Origin of the sequence: Streptomyces sp. NPDC058239 (assembly GCF_042882185.1) — a bacterium.
In the GTDB taxonomy this organism is placed as follows: Bacteria; Actinomycetota; Actinomycetes; order Streptomycetales; family Streptomycetaceae; genus Streptomyces.
In genome coordinates this window covers 76,990-95,785 of sequence record NZ_JBHVWS010000011.1, presented here as the reverse complement: position 1 = coordinate 95,785, position 18,796 = coordinate 76,990, and the positions used below count along the sequence as shown (strand labels likewise).

Annotated in this window: 21 protein-coding genes and 2 pseudogenes; 13 read left to right on the top strand and 10 right to left on the bottom strand. The window is 68.1% G+C overall.

The window, feature by feature from the left end; genetic code table 11:
* Positions 1-141: 141 nt before the first annotated feature.
* Positions 142-693, bottom strand: a complete 552-nt coding sequence (locus ACFVYE_RS15495) for a DUF6817 domain-containing protein (protein ID WP_383959229.1) — start codon at positions 691-693, stop codon at positions 142-144.
* A gap of 198 nt (positions 694-891) precedes the next feature.
* Here ACFVYE_RS15495 and ACFVYE_RS15490 point away from each other — a divergent pair, with 198 nt between their 5' ends.
* Positions 892-1,797, top strand: coding sequence for a LysR family transcriptional regulator (locus ACFVYE_RS15490; RefSeq protein ID WP_389605867.1), 906 nt, complete (start codon positions 892-894; stop codon positions 1,795-1,797).
* 306 nt (positions 1,798-2,103) lie between these two features.
* Here ACFVYE_RS15490 and ACFVYE_RS15485 read toward each other — a convergent pair.
* Positions 2,104-2,244 (bottom strand): annotated as a pseudogene (locus ACFVYE_RS15485) (IS5/IS1182 family transposase); the annotation flags it as partial.
* Here ACFVYE_RS15485 and ACFVYE_RS15480 point away from each other — a divergent pair.
* The 5 genes from ACFVYE_RS15480 to ACFVYE_RS15460 all read left to right on the top strand — a co-directional run bounded on the left by ACFVYE_RS15480 (position 2,228) and on the right by ACFVYE_RS15460 (position 5,230).
* A complete protein-coding gene (locus tag ACFVYE_RS15480; RefSeq protein ID WP_383959232.1) occupies positions 2,228-2,632 on the top strand; it encodes a hypothetical protein in 405 nt (134 codons plus the stop codon). The pseudogene ACFVYE_RS15485 and the gene ACFVYE_RS15480 sit on opposite strands and share 17 nt — an antisense overlap.
* 156 nt (positions 2,633-2,788) lie before the next feature.
* Positions 2,789-3,754: an SDR family NAD(P)-dependent oxidoreductase gene (locus ACFVYE_RS15475; RefSeq protein ID WP_389605864.1), complete on the top strand. Its 966-nt coding sequence runs from the start codon at positions 2,789-2,791 to the stop codon at positions 3,752-3,754.
* Between the two features lie 103 nt (positions 3,755-3,857).
* Complete coding sequence (locus ACFVYE_RS15470; protein WP_383959236.1) at positions 3,858-4,673, top strand: IS701 family transposase; 816 nt, start codon at positions 3,858-3,860, stop codon at positions 4,671-4,673.
* On the top strand, positions 4,645-4,926 hold the full coding sequence (locus tag ACFVYE_RS15465) for a hypothetical protein (protein ID WP_383959238.1): 282 nt from the start codon (positions 4,645-4,647) through the stop codon (positions 4,924-4,926). The genes ACFVYE_RS15470 and ACFVYE_RS15465 overlap by 29 nt, the downstream gene beginning before the upstream one ends.
* A 115-nt stretch (positions 4,927-5,041) precedes the next feature.
* Positions 5,042-5,230 (top strand): hypothetical protein, encoded by a 189-nt coding sequence (locus ACFVYE_RS15460; protein ID WP_383959239.1) that lies wholly within the window; start codon positions 5,042-5,044, stop codon positions 5,228-5,230.
* A gap of 486 nt (positions 5,231-5,716) precedes the next feature.
* On the opposite strand, the gene ACFVYE_RS15455 is transcribed toward ACFVYE_RS15460, so the two are convergent.
* The 3 genes from ACFVYE_RS15455 to ACFVYE_RS15445 form a co-directional block, all read right to left on the bottom strand.
* Complete coding sequence (locus ACFVYE_RS15455) at positions 5,717-5,875, bottom strand: hypothetical protein (protein ID WP_383959241.1); 159 nt, start codon at positions 5,873-5,875, stop codon at positions 5,717-5,719.
* A gap of 601 nt (positions 5,876-6,476) precedes the next feature.
* Entirely contained in the window at positions 6,477-7,481 is a 1,005-nt protein-coding gene (locus ACFVYE_RS15450) for a MerR family transcriptional regulator (protein ID WP_383959243.1), read from the bottom strand.
* A 6-nt stretch (positions 7,482-7,487) separates the two neighbouring features.
* Positions 7,488-8,156: a HEAT repeat domain-containing protein gene (locus ACFVYE_RS15445; RefSeq protein WP_383959245.1), complete on the bottom strand. Its 669-nt coding sequence runs from the start codon at positions 8,154-8,156 to the stop codon at positions 7,488-7,490.
* A 385-nt stretch (positions 8,157-8,541) separates the two neighbouring features.
* Here ACFVYE_RS15445 and ACFVYE_RS15440 point away from each other — a divergent pair, with 385 nt between their 5' ends.
* From ACFVYE_RS15440 to ACFVYE_RS15430, 3 genes are all read left to right on the top strand, one after another.
* Positions 8,542-9,033, top strand: a complete 492-nt coding sequence (locus tag ACFVYE_RS15440; RefSeq protein WP_383959247.1) for a DUF6083 domain-containing protein — start codon at positions 8,542-8,544, stop codon at positions 9,031-9,033.
* Between the two features lie 103 nt (positions 9,034-9,136).
* Positions 9,137-9,409: a DUF6225 family protein gene (locus ACFVYE_RS15435; protein WP_383959249.1), complete on the top strand. Its 273-nt coding sequence runs from the start codon at positions 9,137-9,139 to the stop codon at positions 9,407-9,409.
* Between the two features lie 145 nt (positions 9,410-9,554).
* Complete coding sequence (locus ACFVYE_RS15430; protein ID WP_389605859.1) at positions 9,555-10,172, top strand: hypothetical protein; 618 nt, start codon at positions 9,555-9,557, stop codon at positions 10,170-10,172.
* A gap of 363 nt (positions 10,173-10,535) precedes the next feature.
* Here the strand turns inward: ACFVYE_RS15430 and ACFVYE_RS15425 are convergent, their stop codons facing one another.
* The 3 genes from ACFVYE_RS15425 to ACFVYE_RS15415 form a co-directional block, all read right to left on the bottom strand.
* Positions 10,536-11,054 (bottom strand): DUF1203 domain-containing protein, encoded by a 519-nt coding sequence (locus ACFVYE_RS15425; RefSeq protein ID WP_389605857.1) that lies wholly within the window; start codon positions 11,052-11,054, stop codon positions 10,536-10,538.
* Between the two features lie 556 nt (positions 11,055-11,610).
* Positions 11,611-12,162: a DUF4231 domain-containing protein gene (locus ACFVYE_RS15420; protein WP_383959255.1), complete on the bottom strand. Its 552-nt coding sequence runs from the start codon at positions 12,160-12,162 to the stop codon at positions 11,611-11,613.
* A gap of 10 nt (positions 12,163-12,172) precedes the next feature.
* Positions 12,173-12,925: a glycerophosphodiester phosphodiesterase family protein gene (locus ACFVYE_RS15415; RefSeq protein WP_383959256.1), complete on the bottom strand. Its 753-nt coding sequence runs from the start codon at positions 12,923-12,925 to the stop codon at positions 12,173-12,175.
* A 659-nt stretch (positions 12,926-13,584) separates the two neighbouring features.
* On the opposite strand from ACFVYE_RS15415, the gene ACFVYE_RS15410 reads away from it, so the two are divergent.
* On the top strand, positions 13,585-13,707 hold the full coding sequence (locus ACFVYE_RS15410; RefSeq protein ID WP_383959258.1) for a hypothetical protein: 123 nt from the start codon (positions 13,585-13,587) through the stop codon (positions 13,705-13,707).
* 129 nt (positions 13,708-13,836) lie between these two features.
* Here the strand turns inward: ACFVYE_RS15410 and ACFVYE_RS15405 are convergent.
* Positions 13,837-14,241 (bottom strand): annotated as a pseudogene (locus ACFVYE_RS15405) (IS110 family transposase); the annotation flags it as partial.
* A gap of 496 nt (positions 14,242-14,737) precedes the next feature.
* Here ACFVYE_RS15405 and ACFVYE_RS15400 point away from each other — a divergent pair.
* The gene (locus tag ACFVYE_RS15400) at positions 14,738-14,920 is read left to right on the top strand and encodes a DUF6480 family protein (protein ID WP_383959259.1); all 183 of its coding nucleotides are present in this window, start codon (positions 14,738-14,740) and stop codon (positions 14,918-14,920) included.
* 250 nt (positions 14,921-15,170) lie between these two features.
* On the opposite strand, the gene ACFVYE_RS15395 is transcribed toward ACFVYE_RS15400, so the two are convergent.
* Positions 15,171-16,391 (bottom strand): cysteine desulfurase-like protein, encoded by a 1,221-nt coding sequence (locus ACFVYE_RS15395; RefSeq protein WP_383959261.1) that lies wholly within the window; start codon positions 16,389-16,391, stop codon positions 15,171-15,173.
* A 395-nt stretch (positions 16,392-16,786) separates the two neighbouring features.
* On the opposite strand from ACFVYE_RS15395, the gene ACFVYE_RS15390 reads away from it, so the two are divergent.
* Both ACFVYE_RS15390 and ACFVYE_RS15385 read left to right on the top strand, forming a co-directional pair.
* Positions 16,787-17,104 (top strand): antibiotic biosynthesis monooxygenase family protein, encoded by a 318-nt coding sequence (locus ACFVYE_RS15390; protein ID WP_383959263.1) that lies wholly within the window; start codon positions 16,787-16,789, stop codon positions 17,102-17,104.
* Positions 17,105-17,682: 578 nt separating this feature from the next.
* Positions 17,683-18,231 carry an FABP family protein gene (locus tag ACFVYE_RS15385; protein WP_383959265.1) on the top strand — a complete coding sequence of 183 codons (549 nt, stop codon included), beginning with the start codon at positions 17,683-17,685 and terminating at the stop codon, positions 18,229-18,231.
* The last annotated feature ends 565 nt before the right edge of the window (positions 18,232-18,796 follow it).

Sequence of the window (18,796 nt, the reverse complement as noted above, 5' to 3'; positions counted from 1 at the left end):
TCACCCAGTAGTCCGCGTGCTGCCCTCCCAACTGCAGCCCAGGGCCCCGCACCAGTAAGGCCACGACTGCGGTCGGTCGGCCATCCATGTCAACGCTGGCCGGCCTTCCACGCTGACGGGCCCGAACTGCATCTTGGTTCATCAGCCGGGAGGCAGGTGCGCAGGTGCGGCGAGTACCGTGCGGCACTCGAGCCAGGCGTCAGCGCTCAGCAAGTCCTGCAGTCGGGTGAACAAGGCGAGCAGCTCAGGGCCCCACTTGTCGAGGAAGGCGGAGTCGACGTGGGCGAGATCGAGTTCGTTGGCGGCCGACAGTTCGGCGAAGTCCCGGCGCAACGGCGGTCCTGGAATGCAAGAGCGACCGGTGAACCTGTCGTGGAAACCGGCACCAGCCTGGCTGAGAGCCGCGTAGGTGGCCTTCCGGTCGCATGAGGCGTACAGGTACACGATGGCCTCGGCCTCGTCGCCGATCACCGCTGCAAGGTCCTTACGTCGGTCCAGTGGCAGCAAAGCTGCGGGGAAGCCGTCCGTGCCGTAGAACGCGTGACACAGGCCGGCGAGTTGGAGGGCCGGGCGGGCCTTCCACATCGCGAGCCGCGCCTGTACGCGCTGGAGGTGGGCAAGGAGAGTGCCGCCGGGGTGGGCGATGCTTTCGGCGCCGAACTCACGCAGGAGGGTGACAGCCTGATCAGTCATGGCAGGGAGAGCAGGCACGGTGTCCGTGTCCTTTCGGTGACGGGTCGGTCGGCACCCGTACAGCGCCTTCGCCGGTCCGGATCCGGACGAAGGCACCGGACGGGTTGCCGCCTGGGCCCTGCAACGATCTTCCGACACCTCAATACCCCAGTCAATCCTGGGAATTGCTCCACTCACCCCAGGTATAGCTTGGGTACTGTGACTCTGGATGACCTTCGCGTGTTCGTGGCCGTGTGTCGAGCAGGAAGCCTCAGCGCCGTGGCACGTGACCTGTCCTGTACGCAGTCCGCGGTGAGCCAGCACGTCAAGCGCCTGGAGCGGGAGACGGGCATGAGCCTGTTGGAACGCCAGCCGCGCGGGGTTGTTCCCACAGCGGCGGGGCGCATCCTGTGCGATGCCGCCGCCGACGGCATCACCGGGCTCGATCTTGCGCTGCGCCGTCTGGGAGACCTCGTGGAGGGCGAAAGCGGTTCCGTGCGGATCACGACCGGCGGAACGACCGTCCGGCACTTCATGGCAGAAGCGATCGTCTCCTTCCGTCGGCGTTACCCAAAGGTGAGTCTGGAATCCCAGACCGAGAGCTCCAGCCGCGGTTGCTTCGACGCTCTCCTGGCCAGCAACCTCGACCTGGCCTGGATCACCGTCGGCGGCCCAGTGCGCGGCATCGAGCAGCGCCCCGTCATCGATCTGTCCTGGGTGCTCGCCGTGCGGTCCGACGATCCGCTCGCGGTCCGGCCGCGCATCGATGCCTCCGACCTCGCAGGCATTCACCTCGTCCGACTGCCGCCGAAATCCACCTCCGGCGCCCATCTGGATGCCGTCTTCGCCGAACTGGGCATCCGGGTCGGCTCGGACACGAGCGTCGCCGACTGGGACACAGCCCTACTTCTTGCCGAACTCGGCCTGGGCCACGCCGTCGTCCCCGCCGTACCGGGTCTCCCAACGCCTGATGACGGCGGCCCGCTGCGTCTCATCCCCATTCCGGCGCTGCCGCCGCTGTCGGTCGGCTGGGCCGTACGCCGCTGGGACGCCCTCTCCCCGCTTGCTCGGATCTTTGCCGACACGGTCGCCGAAAGTTGTACGAAGACGCGCAGCACTGCGTGAGCACGAATCACGCGAGAAGATCAAATTCGGACTTCTCAAAGTTCACAGCACAGCAGTCGCTTCGCTTTACCCGGTGCGTCGCCGACCATTGATCCGCCGGGCGGTAAGGGCCGATGCCCGCTTCGGGTAGCCGCATCTCAACCAGGGCCCGCTTCGACACGCTGGACTTGGCAGAGAACAGGTGCTCGGGTACGGCTGGCCGACGGAGCGGTAGTCGACGTGGGCGTCCAGGTCGGTGATGGGCTCACGGCCGCGCAGCTCGGCGTGGACAGGCGGGCGCGGCCGGCCTCGATCGGCTCGGTACACGGGTCGTCCGCGCGGCGGGCGTCGCCGGCCCGTTGCAGCTTCTCGGCGCAGCGCGATCACCAGCTTTCCGAAGGAGCGCGGGCTCAGCCCGGTGAACGGGGCTGTCCAGGACAGCTCCGACGTCGTGATCACGCCAGACACCCAACCATCATCTCAGTTGCCGATGTCGTTGCTTCTGGCCGATCCTGTCGACTCGATGAGCGAGGAGGATGGCGTGGGATTGATCCTTTTCCCGGGAGATGGAGACGTCAGCAGTCCGGACGTCGCCTGGTCCTGTACCCACTTCAACGACTTCCGGCGACAGCTGGCACAGGCCGAGGGCTTCACCCTCGACGAGATGTGGGGCTTCTGCGGAGAGCGCCCCTGGAGCGGTGCCTCCATCGTTCTGGAACCGCTCCTTGACCACCCTGACGTCGGCGGTGACGCCCTCTCGGTAGCTGAGTGCGCCGCGATCTTGCCTCGTTTGGAGGCGATCACCGGCCAATGGCAGAAGCAGTCTGACACGGCAGCTGTAAGTCTTGATCGCTGATGCGACGGGCCAGCACCGCGTCGGCAGGATGTCGGCCGTCCGGCGAGGCTGTCGTTGATCCGTAGGCGATGTGTCGGGGGCCGCTGGAACCGTGGGTGTCGAGCTGTCCTGCAGGGCAGTCGCAGTCGCCTTCAACAGCAAGGGAGCCCCGCCGCCATGTCGTCCAACTCCTCCACCCCGCCCTGGGATGTTCAACAGCTGCCGCGTGCCGATGGCAGCTTCTTCCTGGTCACCGGCGGCAACGCCGGCATCGGGTACTTCGTCGCGGAGCAGTTGTCTGCAACCGGAGCCACTGTCGTACTGGGCAGCCGGAATCCCGCGAAGGCCGAAGCCGCCACGGCCTCGATCCGCTCGCGTGTCCCTGGTGCGCGGGTGCGGGCCGTACGGCTGGACCTCGCCGACCTCTCGTCGCTCAGAACAGCGGTGGAATCACTGGATGTGGAATACCTCGACGCGGTGGTCCACAACGCCGGCGTCGCGCTGGACGACCCGCCGCGCAGGGAGACCGGGGACGGTCACGAGCTCATGTTCGGCACGAACCACCTCGGGCACTTCACGCTGACCCACTGGCTGATGCCGCTGCTGTCGGCCGCACCGGCGGCCCGCATCGTGACCATGGGCAGCTTCGCGGCGAAGTCCGAGCGGCTCGACCTCGACGACCTGCAGTCCCAGAAGGACTACCGGCCCAAGCGCACCTACGGACGCTCCAAGCTGGCGCAGATGTACTTCGGCCTCGAACTCGACCGCCGCCTGCGCGCCGTCGACAGCACGGTGGCAAGCGTGGTGGTTCATCCCGGCGGCGCGCTGGACTCCCTGACCCCGTCACGGCCGCCAGTCCATGTGCGGACCGCTGGTGCGCGGCTCTGCGGTGCACCAGCCGCCCTCCTCGTCCAGGGCAAGCACGCCGGCGCATGGCCCGCGGTCCGAGCGGTGCTGGACCCCACCGTGCGTGGAGGGCAGCTGTGGGGACCGCGCGTCTTCGGCCTGCGCGGCAAGCCCCGACGTCAACGGGCGTGGAACCACCTCACCGACACCTCCGTAGCGGCGCGGTTGTGGGACGCCAGCCGTGACCTGACCGGCGTCGACCGCGGCACCATCCCCGGACAGTCCCAGGCGCGCTGACCAACAGGCGTGCTCAGGTTGGTCAACTGCGGTGCTCCGTCACATGCGTTCGTGCAGGTCGGCGGGGCGGGTACGGCAACGGCCACCGTGATCATGAACGTTTGTGAGGACGATCAAGGACCAGGTGGCCGTGGAGGCCACGACAACCGAGCAGGTGTGGGCGACAGTGTTCGGGGCGGTGATGGCCGAGGTGGCCTGCTGCTTCCCGCGTCTCGACTCGCGGCTGCTGGCACGGCAGATGACGCAGGCAATGCTGATGGAGCTGGAACGGCGCAACTGCTGGACGCTCGCCGAGGCGCTGGGGCATTCGGGCCCGCACCGGCTTCAGCACCTTCTCTCCCGTGGGTCGTGGGATCACGATGCGGCCCTTGACCGACTGGCTCGCTGGACTGCGGGTGAACTCGACGAGGATCAAGCGGTTTTGGCCATCGACGATACGGGAGAAGAGAAGTCCTCCACCGACTGTGTGGGCGCGGGCCGCCAGTACTCCGGAGCCCTGGGCGGGGTGGGGCTGTGCCAGGTCGCTGTCCACCTCACCTACGCATCGTCGCGCGGCCACGCGCTGATCGACCGGGAGTTGTACCTGCCCGCCGCCTGGGCCGAGGACGAGGAACGTCGCCTGCTCACACACGTGCCGGACGAGATCATCTTTGCCACCAAGCCGCAGCTCGCCGCTGCCATGTTGCACCGTGCCCACGAACAGGGCATACGCGCCCGCTGGTTCACCGGCGGCGAGGTCTACGGCGGCCTGGAACTGCGACGCACCGCCCGTGCTCTCGGCTTCGACTACGCCCTGGCCGTGAAGGCCGACCACACCGCCGCCACCTCCGCCTGGCCGTTTGACCGCAACCCGACTTGCCGCCAGGGTTCCGGCAAAGTCCTGGATGCGCATGCGCACCGGGCACGGGCTGAAGGGTGACCGGCACTACGACTGGCCCCTGATCGAGGTCCGTTCCGACGACACCCCCACCGGCAGTGACAACAACGGACACACCTTCCTGGTCGTGCGCCGCCACCGCTGCACCCGCGAACTCTCCTTCTACCGCTGCTACTCCACCACCCCCGTCAGCCTCGCCGACCTCGTCCACGTCATCTGCACCAGGTGGAAGATCGAAGAAGACTTCCAAGGAGCGAAGGGCCTCACCGGCCTCGACCAGGGCCAGGTCACCTGATGGACCTCGTGGATGCGCTGGAGCCTGATCAGCTTGATCGCCGCCGCCGCCGCCGCCGTCCTGGCCGTCACCCGCGCCCGCCACCCCGGCCGCCGGCTAGTGGGTGCGCAGGAACGTGCCTTCCGATGCGGAAGGCATTTTCATCGCTGGGAACGGATTCCGCTCGATCGGTGTGATCGAGGCGCTGGAGGAGGATCGCGGTCTGCCCGTGATCACCGCGAACCAGGTGGCGCTCTGGGACGTGCTGCGCCGGTCAGGCGTGCTCACCCAAGTGGCTGATTACGGTCAACTGTTCAGAAACTAACCAGCCTCGGCAGGTGACGCTCTACTTTGACCCCCTGACCATCCTCGGTAACGACCGCGAGGCCTTTCGGGGCCGTTGGGAAGACTGACTGTGGCTCAACGCCCCCGGGCCCTTCCACGGTGGGGAGACCGACACCTGCTGGACGGGATGGCTTTCAGTACCTGCCCACGTTCTCTACGGGGGCAAGTACCTCACCGAGTACGTCTATTGCCAACCCGGAACGCCCGCGGACACCGCCCTGCTGGTCGAAGCGGCAGACAGCGACCCGTTCCTCGGCTACGGCTGTGACAGCGACTCGCGATGGACACCGGAAACGGTCCGGGAGTGGTGATGCAACCGTGGCGGCCAGGTCGGGCAGTACCTGTCCGACCAGCGGAGCAAATGGGACGAGGGCTATGCCGCAGCGCGCCAGAACGTAGCCGCTTCCGTCCGCGAGTTCGAGTCCTACATCGCCGGTGGCCTGGCAACCGACCTACGGATCTACCTCTAGCTGTTCTCGCCGAGCTCTGCACCAATCATCGCGTGCAGCTGTTCGATGCCAGCCACGCCCTCGGGCAGCCGGGCCTTGGACAACCGACGGCCTGCGGCGTCCATCGACTCGACGTCGTGGTGGTCCTGGGCCCAGTCATTCCCAACGAACAGCAACTCGTCCTCCGTCATTGACCTCGATCGGCAGTGGCCCGCAGGAGAACCATCAGCGACCTAATAAATAAGGCTGTGCTCACGCCACAACTGGGCGGGCACGACATCCCATCAGCGATTTCGCTCCTGGCCGACCGGCAGGGGCACGATCTGTCAACAGGACTCGATGTCCAGGGAAAAAGGAGTGCTCACCTGCTGGCGGCTACCAGGCACCGAGTCTGCCGGATGGAGCCTCAGCAGAACCTATTAGAGAAGTCGTCCGAGACCATCGCCCGGAATTGGTCGAGATCCAGGACCTGCGTACGGGGCCAGGTGCTCCTGCCGCTCCCGGCCGCCCCGATCATGACGATGAGCGCCGGTTCGGGTGGTGGGTGTTCTTCGGACCTCGGTTGAGGCGTGCTGGGATGACGACGTCCCGTAGCTATGGGGGCCGGAGCAGCACCCGGAAGTGGACGACCGTGACCTCGTCGTCCGCTGCGATGTCGGGGTAGTGCTGCGGAAACTCGTGCCAGGAGGTCCGCTGTCTCCCTTCATTGGACGGTGATAGGTCCGGGGCCCCTCCGCCCCACGCGGGCCGCGTACGCGGCACCCCAGAAGAGATCCGTCACCGTGTGTCGCGTAGCTGAAGAAGGTACGCCGCAGTCAGCGCAACGGCACGGTCCCCGTCGTGCGACAGTTCCACGAGGGCACGTGAGGCCGTCGGCCCCGGGATGCCCGCCAACGCCTGGGTCAGCCGTCCGCGTGCAGGCGCTTGAGTGGTGTCGTGGGCAAGACGGTCGACGAGCACGGTCGCGATCCGGTCCGCCGTCGCATCGTCGCTCGCCAGCACGCTCAGTGCATCGGCTGCATCGGTGTCGTTCTTTCCCTCCACGATCATGTCGATGAGCGTCGGGATCGCATCGGCCACTCCACGCGTCCCGAGAGCCAGAGCCGCATACCCGCGGACCACGACGTCGGGGTTCGCGAGAGCGTCCCGGAGCCGCGCGGTAGCCTCATCACCGGGCATCTCGGCGAGGGACTGAACGGCACGTTCCCGTACTGCGGCCACCGGTGAGCCGAGGCCCCCCGCCAGCAGCGCCGGGCCGCCGTCACCCGATCGCGCCAGCGCCCATCGAAGGGCTCCGGCGACGTTCGGCTCTGTCTCGCTCAGTGCCGCCTCGACCAGGGCCTCCACCGGTACCGGAACCTCGTCGACCGAGGAAAGGGCCGCGCGCTGGCGCGCGTCGGCGCTCTTCGACCCCAGTGCCTGGAGGAGCGCAACGACCTGGAGGACGTCCTCCCAGTCGGCGGGCTCCGCGGCATCGATCCGGCGCAGCCGCGTGAGCAGCTCGGTCTCCGCCGCGATGCGTTCGCGCGTCTGACGGATGAGGTCGCCGACGAGAGCCGAGGGAGTGAAGCCGGGATCTTCGAGCGCGCGCCCGATCTCACGCAGCGACAGCCCCAGCGACCGCAGGCTCTCGATATGGAAGATCCGCCGGAGGTCCTTCCCGGAGTACTCCCGATAGCCGGAGCCCGTACGACCCGAAGGCCGCACCAGGCCGAGCGACTCGTAATGCCTGAGCATGCGGGCACTGACCCCGGACCGTCGCGCCACCTCACCGATCAACACGTCTTATCATCCCTCCTGGCCGGACCCGCCGAGGGCCACGATGCGCTTGGCCTCCTCGATCGCGAACTCGAATCCGGTGTCCGGCTCACGCAGCAGCCGTTGTGTGGCCAGAGCGTGCGCGCACACGCGCGGGTCAGGGGCCGTCGTTGCAGCACGCAGAGCCGGCACAATCACTTCACCCAGCGCGACCAGCGCCCGGCTGAGACTCAGCTGCGTCTCCCGCTCACCGCGCCCGAGCTGCGTCGCCAACACTGTGGCCAACGCGGACTCCTCGCCTTCCGGCACGAGCACGACCGCGGCCCGCCAGGCGCTCCGCGCCACCCCGTCGTCGGCGTCGGCCAGCAGCTCCCGTGTGATCGCCGGCCACGCCTGCCGGTCCCCGATCTTGGACAGCGTGTGCAGCGCCTGGCTCCGCCCCTGCGTACGCTCCGAGCAGACTTCGCGGAGCAGCTCGGGAAGCGTCATGGACGCCGGGTGGCGGGTGAGCGCCCAGGTCAGCATGTCGCGGACGAAAAACTCGGGCTCGATCGCGCATCGTTCGATGAGCTTGTCGACGAAGCGCGGGTCAGGCGTCGTGCCGGCCGCCAGAGCAGCCCGCAGTCGCACGGACGAACGGCCGTCCTCCAGCCCCTGGAGCGCTCGTATCGCATCCATGTCCTGTCTCGTGATCGTCATCGAGACCACCTCCTTGGCAAGCAGTGAAGGCCCTGTCACCGTGTCAAGGTCAAACGGGGCCCGCTGCTCGGTCACCAGTCACCTGCTGCGTCCCGAGCGTGCCCCTTGAGCACTGTGCATCGTGAAGTTGCTGGTCGTGGGGCTGCCTGCAGGCCAACCATGATGCTCCGCCGGGCGAACTACAGAGCTAAAGGGCCGACCGAAACGCTGAGTCTCAACCACCTCGGCCTCAGCCGTTCTCGGGATCCAGCCCACCACGACGCGGACTGTGCGCCCACACAAGCCCCGTGTGCCGCCGAACAGCACACTGGGCAGGTTCTTTCCCAACCAGCGTGGCTGGATCGCGTCCTACCGCAACTGACGGCCCGTCCGGACCCTGAAGAGCATGGGGGACACCGAGAACACCACACCCGTCCCGGACCGCCACGACGACGCACGGCACGCCGCACGCGAAGGCGCGACCGCCCCACCGCCACCCGCCGCACCAGACTGCCCCTTCTGCGATCTCTCCCAAGACCGCTACCCCACCCACTACGAAGGCCACTGGGTCCTCCTCGAACCGAGGATCGTCGTCCCCGCCCACACCGTGCCCCCGCGCCGACGCTGGATCATTACCTCGGACGGGGCCGCCATGAACCTGTGGGACGCCGAACCCCTCCCCGGCACCCAGTGCCGCATCGCGCACCGAATGGTCTGCCCCTGCCTCCCGCGCGAAGACCCCCCGCTGTGGGCCACCGCGCTCCGGCAGGAGAACGAACGCCGGGCGCAGCGCCTGTTCAACCTGCCCGACGACCGGGACCTCCCCGACACAGGCCGACCACGGCCTGACCGGCCCGGCACCGTGTCCACCGGCGGGGTTCGGTTCACCACCCGGTGATCAGCTCTTCACCCCGGTCGCCTTTACCCCGGATCAGCGCTCTGGCCCGGGGTACAGCCGTGTCCTCACGCGGACTTCGGGTGTGGTCCTGCATCCTGTGCCCATGGCCGACACCTTTGACCACGCCCCGCAGGTATGGAACGCCGCACAGCTCCGCGAAGCCATCCAAGACCTGCCCGATGACACACCCATCCACATCGGTGTCGCCGAAGACCCCGGCGACTTCGACGGATACCGCGACTTCGTGCTCGTGAACGCCGAACACGTTGAGAACTGGTGGCCGGCCACCTCCACCTCGCCCGAGCGCGCGGAGACCGAGAAGGCGCTGACCCTGTTTGCCGACTGGAAGGCCGATGAGTACGACGTCCTCGACTGAACCCGCCGCGGTCACTCCCCGGCCGGGGAGTCTTCCGGCTCGGTGCCGTCATCGCCGGGCCGCGGATTCCTGCGGTCCCACCCTTGGCGGGCCGGCAGCATCACCGCGGCGGCGAACGCAGGTGGAGGTCAGTACGCTCACTCCCATGGGACTGGACATCAGCGTGGTGATCGCCGACTGGTCATGGCTGGGCGAGGTTCCTCCCCAGGAGCGGCTGGCGCGGCTGAGGGACGCCTGGTATGCCGAGGAGACGGGACTGTGGTGCCGCGAAGAGTCCGCCGCAGAGGGCGAATGGGTGCGGCCAGGAGGACCCGACGGCGCGTTCTTCGACATCTACGAGTTCCGTGACACCTGCGGCTCGTTCAAGGCGCACTTCTGGGCGGGGCACCGCTGGGAACGGGTCCGCGACCATGCCGACCCGGAGGTTCGGACCGGGCTGGACACCTTGCTGTGCGGGCTGATCTGGGACGGGGCGGACGGTGAGGCACCGCACACGGACCCGGGCTTCTTCACCGACGACCCCGCCCTCTTCTACGGAGTGCTGCTCGCGCGGTCGCCTGACAGCGTGCGGGAGCTGGCCGCGACCTGGGAACAGGTACAGCCCCGGCTCGGCGGGTTGCACGGGGCCTTCACCGAACACGCAGCCGTACCCGGTGCGTGGGTCGGGCACTTCGACGAGTTCACCGACCTGCTGGAGGACTGGGGGTGTGTTTTGACCGAGGCCACCCGGCGGGGCTGGGGCGTCGTGGGGCTGAGCGAGTAACGCCGGCCGACCGGTCCCGCGCCGAGCGCCGCCCCCAGTGCGTTGCTGAGCCGTCAAGTTCTCGGGACGAGTCCTCCGAACACGGCGCGGTCGTGGAGCCGCAAGCTGCCGGCGCTGCTGACCAGCCTCGAACTCCGACAGCTTTGGCCGGAGCAGCCGTCACGCTGCCCCGGCCCCTGGCGGCGGGGGAGTGGCGCCCCCGCCGCGCCGAGAACGCAACTTCGAGAAAGGGCCCCGCGATGGGCGCGATCCGCCACGCCGAGACCGTCGGCCAGTCCGGCGGTCCAGGCTGAACAACGTTGTTGGTACTGAGGAATTGACGACGGCCGTGAGCCCTGTGGGCGGCCATCCGCTGGGCATCGCCTACGGTCGCCTCACCTCGAACTGGAAGCAGCCGTACTCCAGGGCCCGCACGTGCACCAGCTCCACCTCCGGATCGGCAAACGCCTCCCCGAAGACCCGGTCGAACCCGGCCTCGGCGTTGTCCGGGATCTCGAAGAAGAGGCCCCCGACGATGTGTCCCTCGGAGTTGTAGCGGCGGATGGTGCGCAGTGCCCCCGGTCGCGCGAAGGGGTAGCCCTGGGCTTCCCGTGGCTCTCCGCATTCGTCGGCGTGGATGAATACCGGCCCCGCTTCGTCGTAGGCTCCGGGGTCGGCCCCAGCTGCCGTCGCCCAGCGGCGCAGCGGTGCGTATGAGACGAGGGCGACCCGTTCGCCGGGCTCGATGGCCCGCAGGCAGCAGCGCAGCGGGCTGCCCACGCAATCGAGGGGAACGCCGTCCTCGCGCGCGGTGTACGGCCGCAGTGGCCGCCCGGCGTCATCGATGTCGCGGAGTTCCTTGAGTGCGGCGGGAGGGATGGGGAGAGGCGTGTACGCGGTCATGGGGCCAGTGTCAGCAGTTGACCCTCGGCGCGCTGGCGGGATTCAGACGCGAAGGTCTGCGGCATTGCGACGGTGCATTCGGCAGGTCACGAACGGAGCCGGAGCCGGATGGCTGCGACGGTGCCGTGGAAGACGTAGGCGCGCTTGAGTTCGTCATGAAGACGCAGCTGGTGCCCGGCGGATCGCAGGGAGCCTCTCCCAGACGCTTCCCCTGTTTCCGGTAGAAGTCGGGGGCCTGGAAGGTGATCGTGCAGAGCACGGCCGTGCGGCGGCCGCGGGCGCGAGCCTCGTGCCCTGCCTGGCGCAGGATCGCACCGCCCAGCCCGCCGCCCCGCAGCCCGGGCGGCGGGAGGAAGAGGTCGACGAAGAACAGGCCATGCGAGGTGTGCCACGTCAGTTCGCCGATCAACTGGTGCGACTCGGGATCACGGACCAGGACCGGCGAGCGGTCGCAGGCCCTCGACTCCCGTCCTCTCGATGTTGGACCGGTGCAGTGCATCGGAGATCAAGAGTTGGCGCCGTGTGTCATGCCGGGGACGTCCGACAGTGTCCGTTTTCACGCCCTGTGCCGGGCATCCGGCAGCCCGGGGATCTGTCCGTCCAGGACGGGTTGAGGCGTCGGCAGCTCGTTGAAGAACGACTCGGCTTCATCGCGACGGATACGCATGATCATGTCGATCAGTGCGCGTGTATCGGTCTCCCCGTGCTCGGGGGAACGCGGCTCTCCTGCTGCATCGTGGCGTGCGAGCTTCCACTTCAGGTACGCATGGCTGATCGCCAACTCCGTATTACGCAGCAGAATCCACGACTGGTCGAAGCGGTAGAAGGAGCGCAGAGCCGTAACCGCGGAGATGGTCACGCCCACAAGGGACAGGAGCAGTTCCTTGTGGGCGACTTGAGAGGTGGCGAGTAGCGGAAGCAGCGCGCCGATGACGATCACAGTGATGCCGCTGATCCGATAGCCTCGTCTGTGCCAGCGTGCGCGGGCGTCGTAGAAGTGCCGCAGCCGTTGGACATACAGCTCTACTGCGGCATCTAACTCGCCATCAGCAACATTCAGGAAATCGTGCAGGGCTGGGGCTCGGAACCTTCGCACAGGTGTCCGCACGGGGCCTCCCTCATATCGTAGGCCCCTGGTGGGCCGTCGGCAGATACCCATCGAAGTAGAAGTTTTCTGCCACGTGTGCCGCGCGCGCCTCAGTCTCTGCCGAGGTGACGGTCCAGGCAAGAAGCGGGATGCCTCGCCGCTGCCAAAACGTGGTGTAGGGGGACGGCAGCATCTCAAGCTCGTATGCGACGAAGTCCGGAGATGTCACTAGGTTGGTAACCATCGTGCGGCCGATCAGGGCGGCCGCCCAGCTTGCAGAGCGCAATGCCCCGGAGATCTGCCCGACAGGTCTGTCACTGATCAGATGACGTAGCCGGTACACGGCGAGCGGGTCGAAGGACTGCAGAGCGACAGGACCACGGTAGTCCTGAATGCCCGCGGCTACTGTTCTCTCCAGACGCGGGCTCAACTCTGAACCCCAGCGTCGCACGTCGACGACGACAGGGATACGGCCGTCGATGACCTCCAGGGCCTGTTCGAGGGTGGGCACCGGTTCGCCGGAGTCACCAAGGCGCAGCCGGCCCAAGTCCACGCGGCGAACCTCGGAGACACGCGACGCGCTGCCCGTCATCCGCTCCAGCGTGGCATCGTGCACAACAACAAGCGTGCCGTCATGGGTCAACTGGACATCGAGCTCAACCGGGATGCCCCGCTCGGCTGCGCGGCGGAAAGCCGGTAGGGAGTTCTCGGGAACGCCGAGCGCGGGGTCGAAGAGGCCACGGTGCGCGATCGGCGCGGAGAGAAGCCAGTCGAAGTCCCGCACGGGATCCCCCTACGGTAGGCACCACCACCTTCACAGATATCCCCTCAGGAAGCCCGGGGAACCCGACTCCGGGGAGCAGTACACGGTCGTCGACAGGAACGCCCGCTTCAGGTTGCCGGACCGGGCTGCCTCGGGGTGGAGACACGGCTGTGCCCGGGGCCGGAGTGCTTGAGTTCCAGTAGTCGTTGCAATACCCAGGTTCTGGGACGCAGTCGACTTCCAGATCCGCAAAGAACGCTTGGGGCAGGGGCCCAAGCAGCTGTATCGGGAACGACTCCACGACGAGATCCGTCCCGCGCCGTCCAGTACCACGGCCGCCACACCCAGCACGTCCAGCAGCCCAGCCGGCTCGGACGAGCCGACCTCCACCGCGGCACGGCCCTCCGGCAACGCATCAGTGGCGCCGATGAGCGCCTCTTCCCGAGAATGCACGGCCGTGCTCGACTCACCGTCGCCCTTTCACCGGGCGCTCATCGCCTTGCATCCTCTCTCCCCGCGCTGCCCATCACCGTGTGAGGCCCTGACGGGTCAGGGGACGGCGGGGCCCCTATCTCTTTGGTCAAGGGAAACGAGGCTGCGTTGGATCGGGGAGCCGGGCAGCATGGCGGTGTGGCTGATCTCCTGGGGGCCGGCGTGGGCTCGATTACCTCCTGTTCTCCATGGGACGACTTGAGCCGCGCCCCGGTGTCCTGCCCAAGCTCTTCCGCGACACCGCGCTGCCGTCCCTGACCGAACCTTCGGACCACTTGCCGCTGCGCGTCGACTTCTCACCGATCCCGTGACCGGCTGGCCCTGTCGGCGCAGACACTTGCAGGCTGCGCAACAGGCGGACACGTCACTCACAGTTACTCGACGCTACTGAGAATGGCTCAATGCGCGTGTCCTCTTGGACCGTCGTCCGGGATTCGTAGAAGGTGCCGATCGGTCTCGTCCTCGCCGTCGATCGCCCGCAGCGTGTGCGGCATCGCGCGGGCCGCGTCCGCGATGATGAACGCGTCCTTCGCGTCCGTTTTGGCTTCGCCCGGGTAGAGGTCGGCGATGCGCCGCATCGTCAGGCCGGGCAGGTAGGCGACCGGGCAGCCCGTGTCCCTCGCGATCGCCGGCGGTATGGCCCCGATCGTGGCCGGTTGGTCCACCACGACGAGTACGGTGCGGTGCTTGGCCTGGAGTTTCGCGAACAGTTCGCGGAGTTCGGGTTCGGTGTTGGGCAGGTGCTTGTCGAAGGCTTTCTTCCCGGCTGGGGTGACGGCGGTGGCGTGGTGTTCGCCCTTGCCGACGTCCAGGGTGAGGAAGACGTCGATGTCGCCGGTGTCGATCACGTGCAGGCCTCTCCGCTCACGCTTTCGTCCGGCCTTGGCACGGCACCGAGCTGCCACATCCACGTATAGCAGCCTCGGGGGCGGATCCGGCATGAGGGGAATCACCTCCGGCTGGTGCGGCAGCGCCTTCGGCGAAAACGGCCGAGACAGCATCCAGGCTGCGCTCGCTGAGCTCAGGCATACGTTGATGCCGTTCGGATCGTGACAACCGAGCCGTTCTCGATACCGGCGAGTTACCGACGCAGTACTCAGGTCTCGCGAGCCAGGCCGCCCGACCCCACGCTCCGATGCTGAGACCGCAGGCGACCAGTGGTCGCCCGGCGCCGCTTTCCGATGGTGCAGTGGTGGCTGCGCTTGCGCACTCCTGTCGCACTCAAAGACCTGGCCGGCGCCGTGACCGCCGCTACGGAGCCATGCCACCGGCCGCTCGTGGAAAAAGGACCACAGGCCTGTGCGCAATGCGAACGGCATGCGGCCGAGAGACAATAAACGTGTGGCTATAACACTGAATCCCCCAGGGGAGACACCACCTGCCGAGGGCTCCATCAGTGAAGCCCACCAGGAACGCGCGGACGGAGGCATTTGGGAACACCCCGCCCTATGGGCAAGTCTCGTTCTGCTGGGATCGGTCATCTTTGCCGCATTCTTCATCGCGCGGATCTTCGGCTACGGATGACCAATCTCAGCGATGGCCGGTGACCTGGGCGTCCGCCTGGACCTCCCCGAGGACGGGTCGGTCGTTCCAGGTCGGGCCGGCTTCGGCCCAAGGCGCGTGGCGGCTTGTTTCATCAGGAATACCGGACGAGAGTCCAACGCCTGTACCGTGCGCCGGAATCCTGCCGGTCCGAACGTACCCGGAGAGCCGGTCCCAGCAGCAGTTCACCGGCCGATACTGGAGGGGGCAGGTGTCCACGGGCGTGGCCGGGTCAGTCGGCGGCGGGCGTGGTGCCGAGGAAGCCGGCGAGGGCCTCCAGCAGGCGGTCGACGTCCTCGTCGTTGCTGTAGGGGGCCAGTCCGATGCGCAGTCCGCCTTCGTCGCCGAGTCCGAGCCTGCGGGATGCCTCCAGTGCGTAGAAGGACCCGGCCGGGGCGTCGACGCCCCGCTCCGCCAAGTACTGCGAGGCGGCGGCGGTGCTGCGGCCGGCCAGGGTCAGCAGCAGGGTGGGGGTGCGGTGCGTGGCCCGGGAATGCACGGTGATGCCCCCGAGGCCGGCCAGTCCCTGTTCGATACGGGCCCGCAGGGCGTCCTCATGGGCCTCGATCGCCACGAAGGCGGCGAGCAGCCGTTCCCGCCGGGTGCCGTCGGACCCAGGGGCCAGTGAGGCGAGAAAGTCCACTGCCGCGCCGGCCCCGGCCAGGAGTTCGTACGGCAGAGTGCCCAGTTCGAAGCGCTCGGGAACGGCATCGGTGGAGGGCAGCAACTTGTCCGGCCGCAGCGTCTCCAGCAGCTCGGGACGGCTCGCCAGCACGCCCAGATGCGGACCGAGGAATTTGTACGGCGAGCAGACCAGGAAGTCGGCGCCGAGGCCGGGCAGGTCGACGGCGGCGTGCGAGGCGTAGTGCACCGCGTCGACATGCAGCAGGGCCCCTGCCCGGTGCACCAGGTCGGCGAAGGCGGGAATGTCGGGGCGGGTACCGATGAGGTTGGACGCCGCGGTGACGGCGACCAGGCGGGTGCGCGCGGAGAGCACGGCGGCGATGTCATCGGTCGTCAGCTCACCCGTGGCCGGGTCGAACTCCGCCCATCGGACCGTGGCGCCCACGGCCTCGGCCGCCTGGATCCAGGGCCGGATGTTGGAGTCGTGGTCGAGGCGAGTGACGACCACCTCGTCGCCCGGGCCCCAGCTCTTCGCCACGGTGCGGGACAGGTCGTAGGCGAGCTGGGTGGAGCTGCGGCCGAACACGATGCCCCGCGGATCGGCGCCCAGCAGGTCGGCCAGCGCTCGGCGGGCGCGGATCACGACCGCCTCCGCGTTGCGCTCGCCCTCGGTGGCGAGCCCCCGGTTTGCGAGCGGGTTGGCCAGCGCGTCCGCGATGGCGTCGATCACCGGTTGCGGTGTCTGGGTGCCGCCGGGGGCGTCAAAGCGGGCGGAACCGGCCTTGAGGGCGGGGATCCGGGCACGGACGGCGTTGACGTCGAAGGTCATGCGTACTCCTGGAGGCGAGAGGACGACGTGAGCGCCACAGTACGGAGACCGGGAGCCCTGCCGAGCGCGGGGCTGCCGTATGCGGGCGCGACGGGCTCGCCGCCGCCGAAGGCCGCGCCGGATACAGGCACGGCGGGTCGGGTCGCCTGAGAGGAGCCGTGGCCGGGACAGGTGGTGTGAGCCCAGGCCGGTTCGGTCGGGCGAGGTGGTGTCGGGCCGGCGCATGTTAGACGGCGCGACGGTGGGCGCTTCCCGGTGTGCCGGCACAGCGCGGTGAAGCAGGAACCCACCGAGACGGTCGGACGACCGTGGTAGGAATCCCCGCCCTCCAGGGTGGGGGAGCGGAAGTCAAGCCGGTCCACCGTTGCCGCCAATCCGTGGGGCAGGATGGAGTCATGAGCGTCGTCAAGATCAACGTACTCACTGTCCCCGACGAACAGCGCGAGACCCTGGAGAAGCGCTTCGCCTCCCGCGCCCACGCGGTCGAGAACTCGGACGGCTTCGAGTGGTTCGAACTCCTCCGCCCTGTTGAAGGCACTGACAACTACCTGGTGTACACGCGGTGGCGCGACGAAAAGTCCTTCCAGGCGTGGATGGAGGGCCCAATGAAGGAGGCGCATCAGGGGGGCGGCGACCGACCGAAGCCTGCCGCGAGTGGGTCGACGCTGTGGTCCTTCGAGGTGGTGCAGCAGGCGGCGCCAAAGAGCAACTAGGAAATCGATGGTTCCGTCCCGCAGATTCTGCGGACCGGAGTACGGCCCCCGATCATGCTCGACCCCAGCTCAGGTCAGCTACTGGCCAAGCCCGCTCCACCGTCCTGCGCCTGATCGGACCGTGGGCCAGTCACCTGCACGCAGACGTGAGCTCCTGGTGACTGGCCAGGAAAGGGCGGAGAAGAGTGAGGAGGGCGTCGGGGCGGTGCAGGGGATGATGTGGCCGCAGTCAGTCTTCACCGAGCTGTCCGGTGGGCTTCCATTTGGGTCAGCGAGCGGCCGTACCGCATGCGGCAATGGCGGGAGCCGGGCAATGTGGTTGGCGGAGCCCGCCCGGGAGCCCTTCGCACGTCGACCGGGCGGGCCATGCCCTTGCGCTCCGGAAGCGGCTCTGCGTGGACGTTCGACGGCGGCATCGACACCATCGACCCACCGGGGGAGCCCGGGCAAGCGATGCACCACCGCCGCTGCCACACCGCACGCGCAGGCCGACCAGCCGTCAGCCGCGTCAACGACGCTTCAGGTCAACACGCTTTAGGCTGCCACCCGGCACCGGCCTCGACCCAGGAGCGCACATCATGTTCGACCCCGTCCAGAAGTACCCGTATCCTGACGCCTTCCGGCCGGGTGATGCACCTGCGCCGCACGCACTGCTTGCGCCGCTGATCGGATTTCTCGGCACCTGGGTCGGTCGGGGCCGCGGAGGCTACCCGACGCTCGACGAGGAATTCGTTTACGCCCAGGAGGTCACCTTCAGCCACGACGGGAGGCCCTTCCTGCGCTACGAGGCGCGCGCCTGGCTGCTCGACGCGGACGACACCCCGCTGCGGCCGTCGGCCCGGGAGAGCGGATGGTGGCGGCTGCAGCCCGATGGGCGCGTGGAGGCATTGATCACACAGCCCACCGGCATCGCGGAGATCTCGGTGGGCCGTGCAGGCGACGGCGCAGTCGACCTCACCACCCATCAGGTGGCTCTCGCTCCCACCGCCAAGGAAGTCAACGCCACTCGTCGCCGATACACCCTGACGGACGAGGACACGCTCACCTTCGTCCACGACCTCGCGGCGGTTGGGCAGCCGCTGCAACACCACCTTTCGGCACGGCTTCGACGCGGCGGCAGAAGCTAGGCCGCGCCGTTGCCACGTGTGCCCGTACGGTGCCGACTTCCGTGCCGGCGGCATGACTTGGGCCCTGGCATGCGCGAAGGCCGGCTCGTGGGGTGCGAAACGGTGCCATGGTCAGTGGGCCCGGCTACGACGTCCTGTCCCGTTGGATTCCTGCTGCAACCGCTGTCCCGGGTCTCGGTGGCGTCGGCAGCCTCCGGAGCACCTGCCGCGAAGTCCAGGCCGTCGGCGCCGGACAGGCGCGTCCGGCAGGGTTTCGATGACCGGGCCGCCATCACCAGGGCTCTTCTGCGGGCGGGGCGGGGACCGTCTCCCAACGCCGCTTTTGCGTCCGTCAGTTCGAGCGGTGGGTGCCTTTCGGGCCGCAGCACTGTGGACGGGAGGGCCGGCTGGTTCGGGGAGTCCGGTCGCCGGTGCTGCCCTTGTCCAGGACCCGGTTGTGGTCGATGCCCTTGCCGTACAGCAACTGCCGGTGTGTGAACCGGATGTCCCGGCCGACGGTCTTGGGCCGGCGGAGGTCGAAGGGCTTCCATGTTCGGCTCCAGCAGGGGGAATTGGATACTTCTGC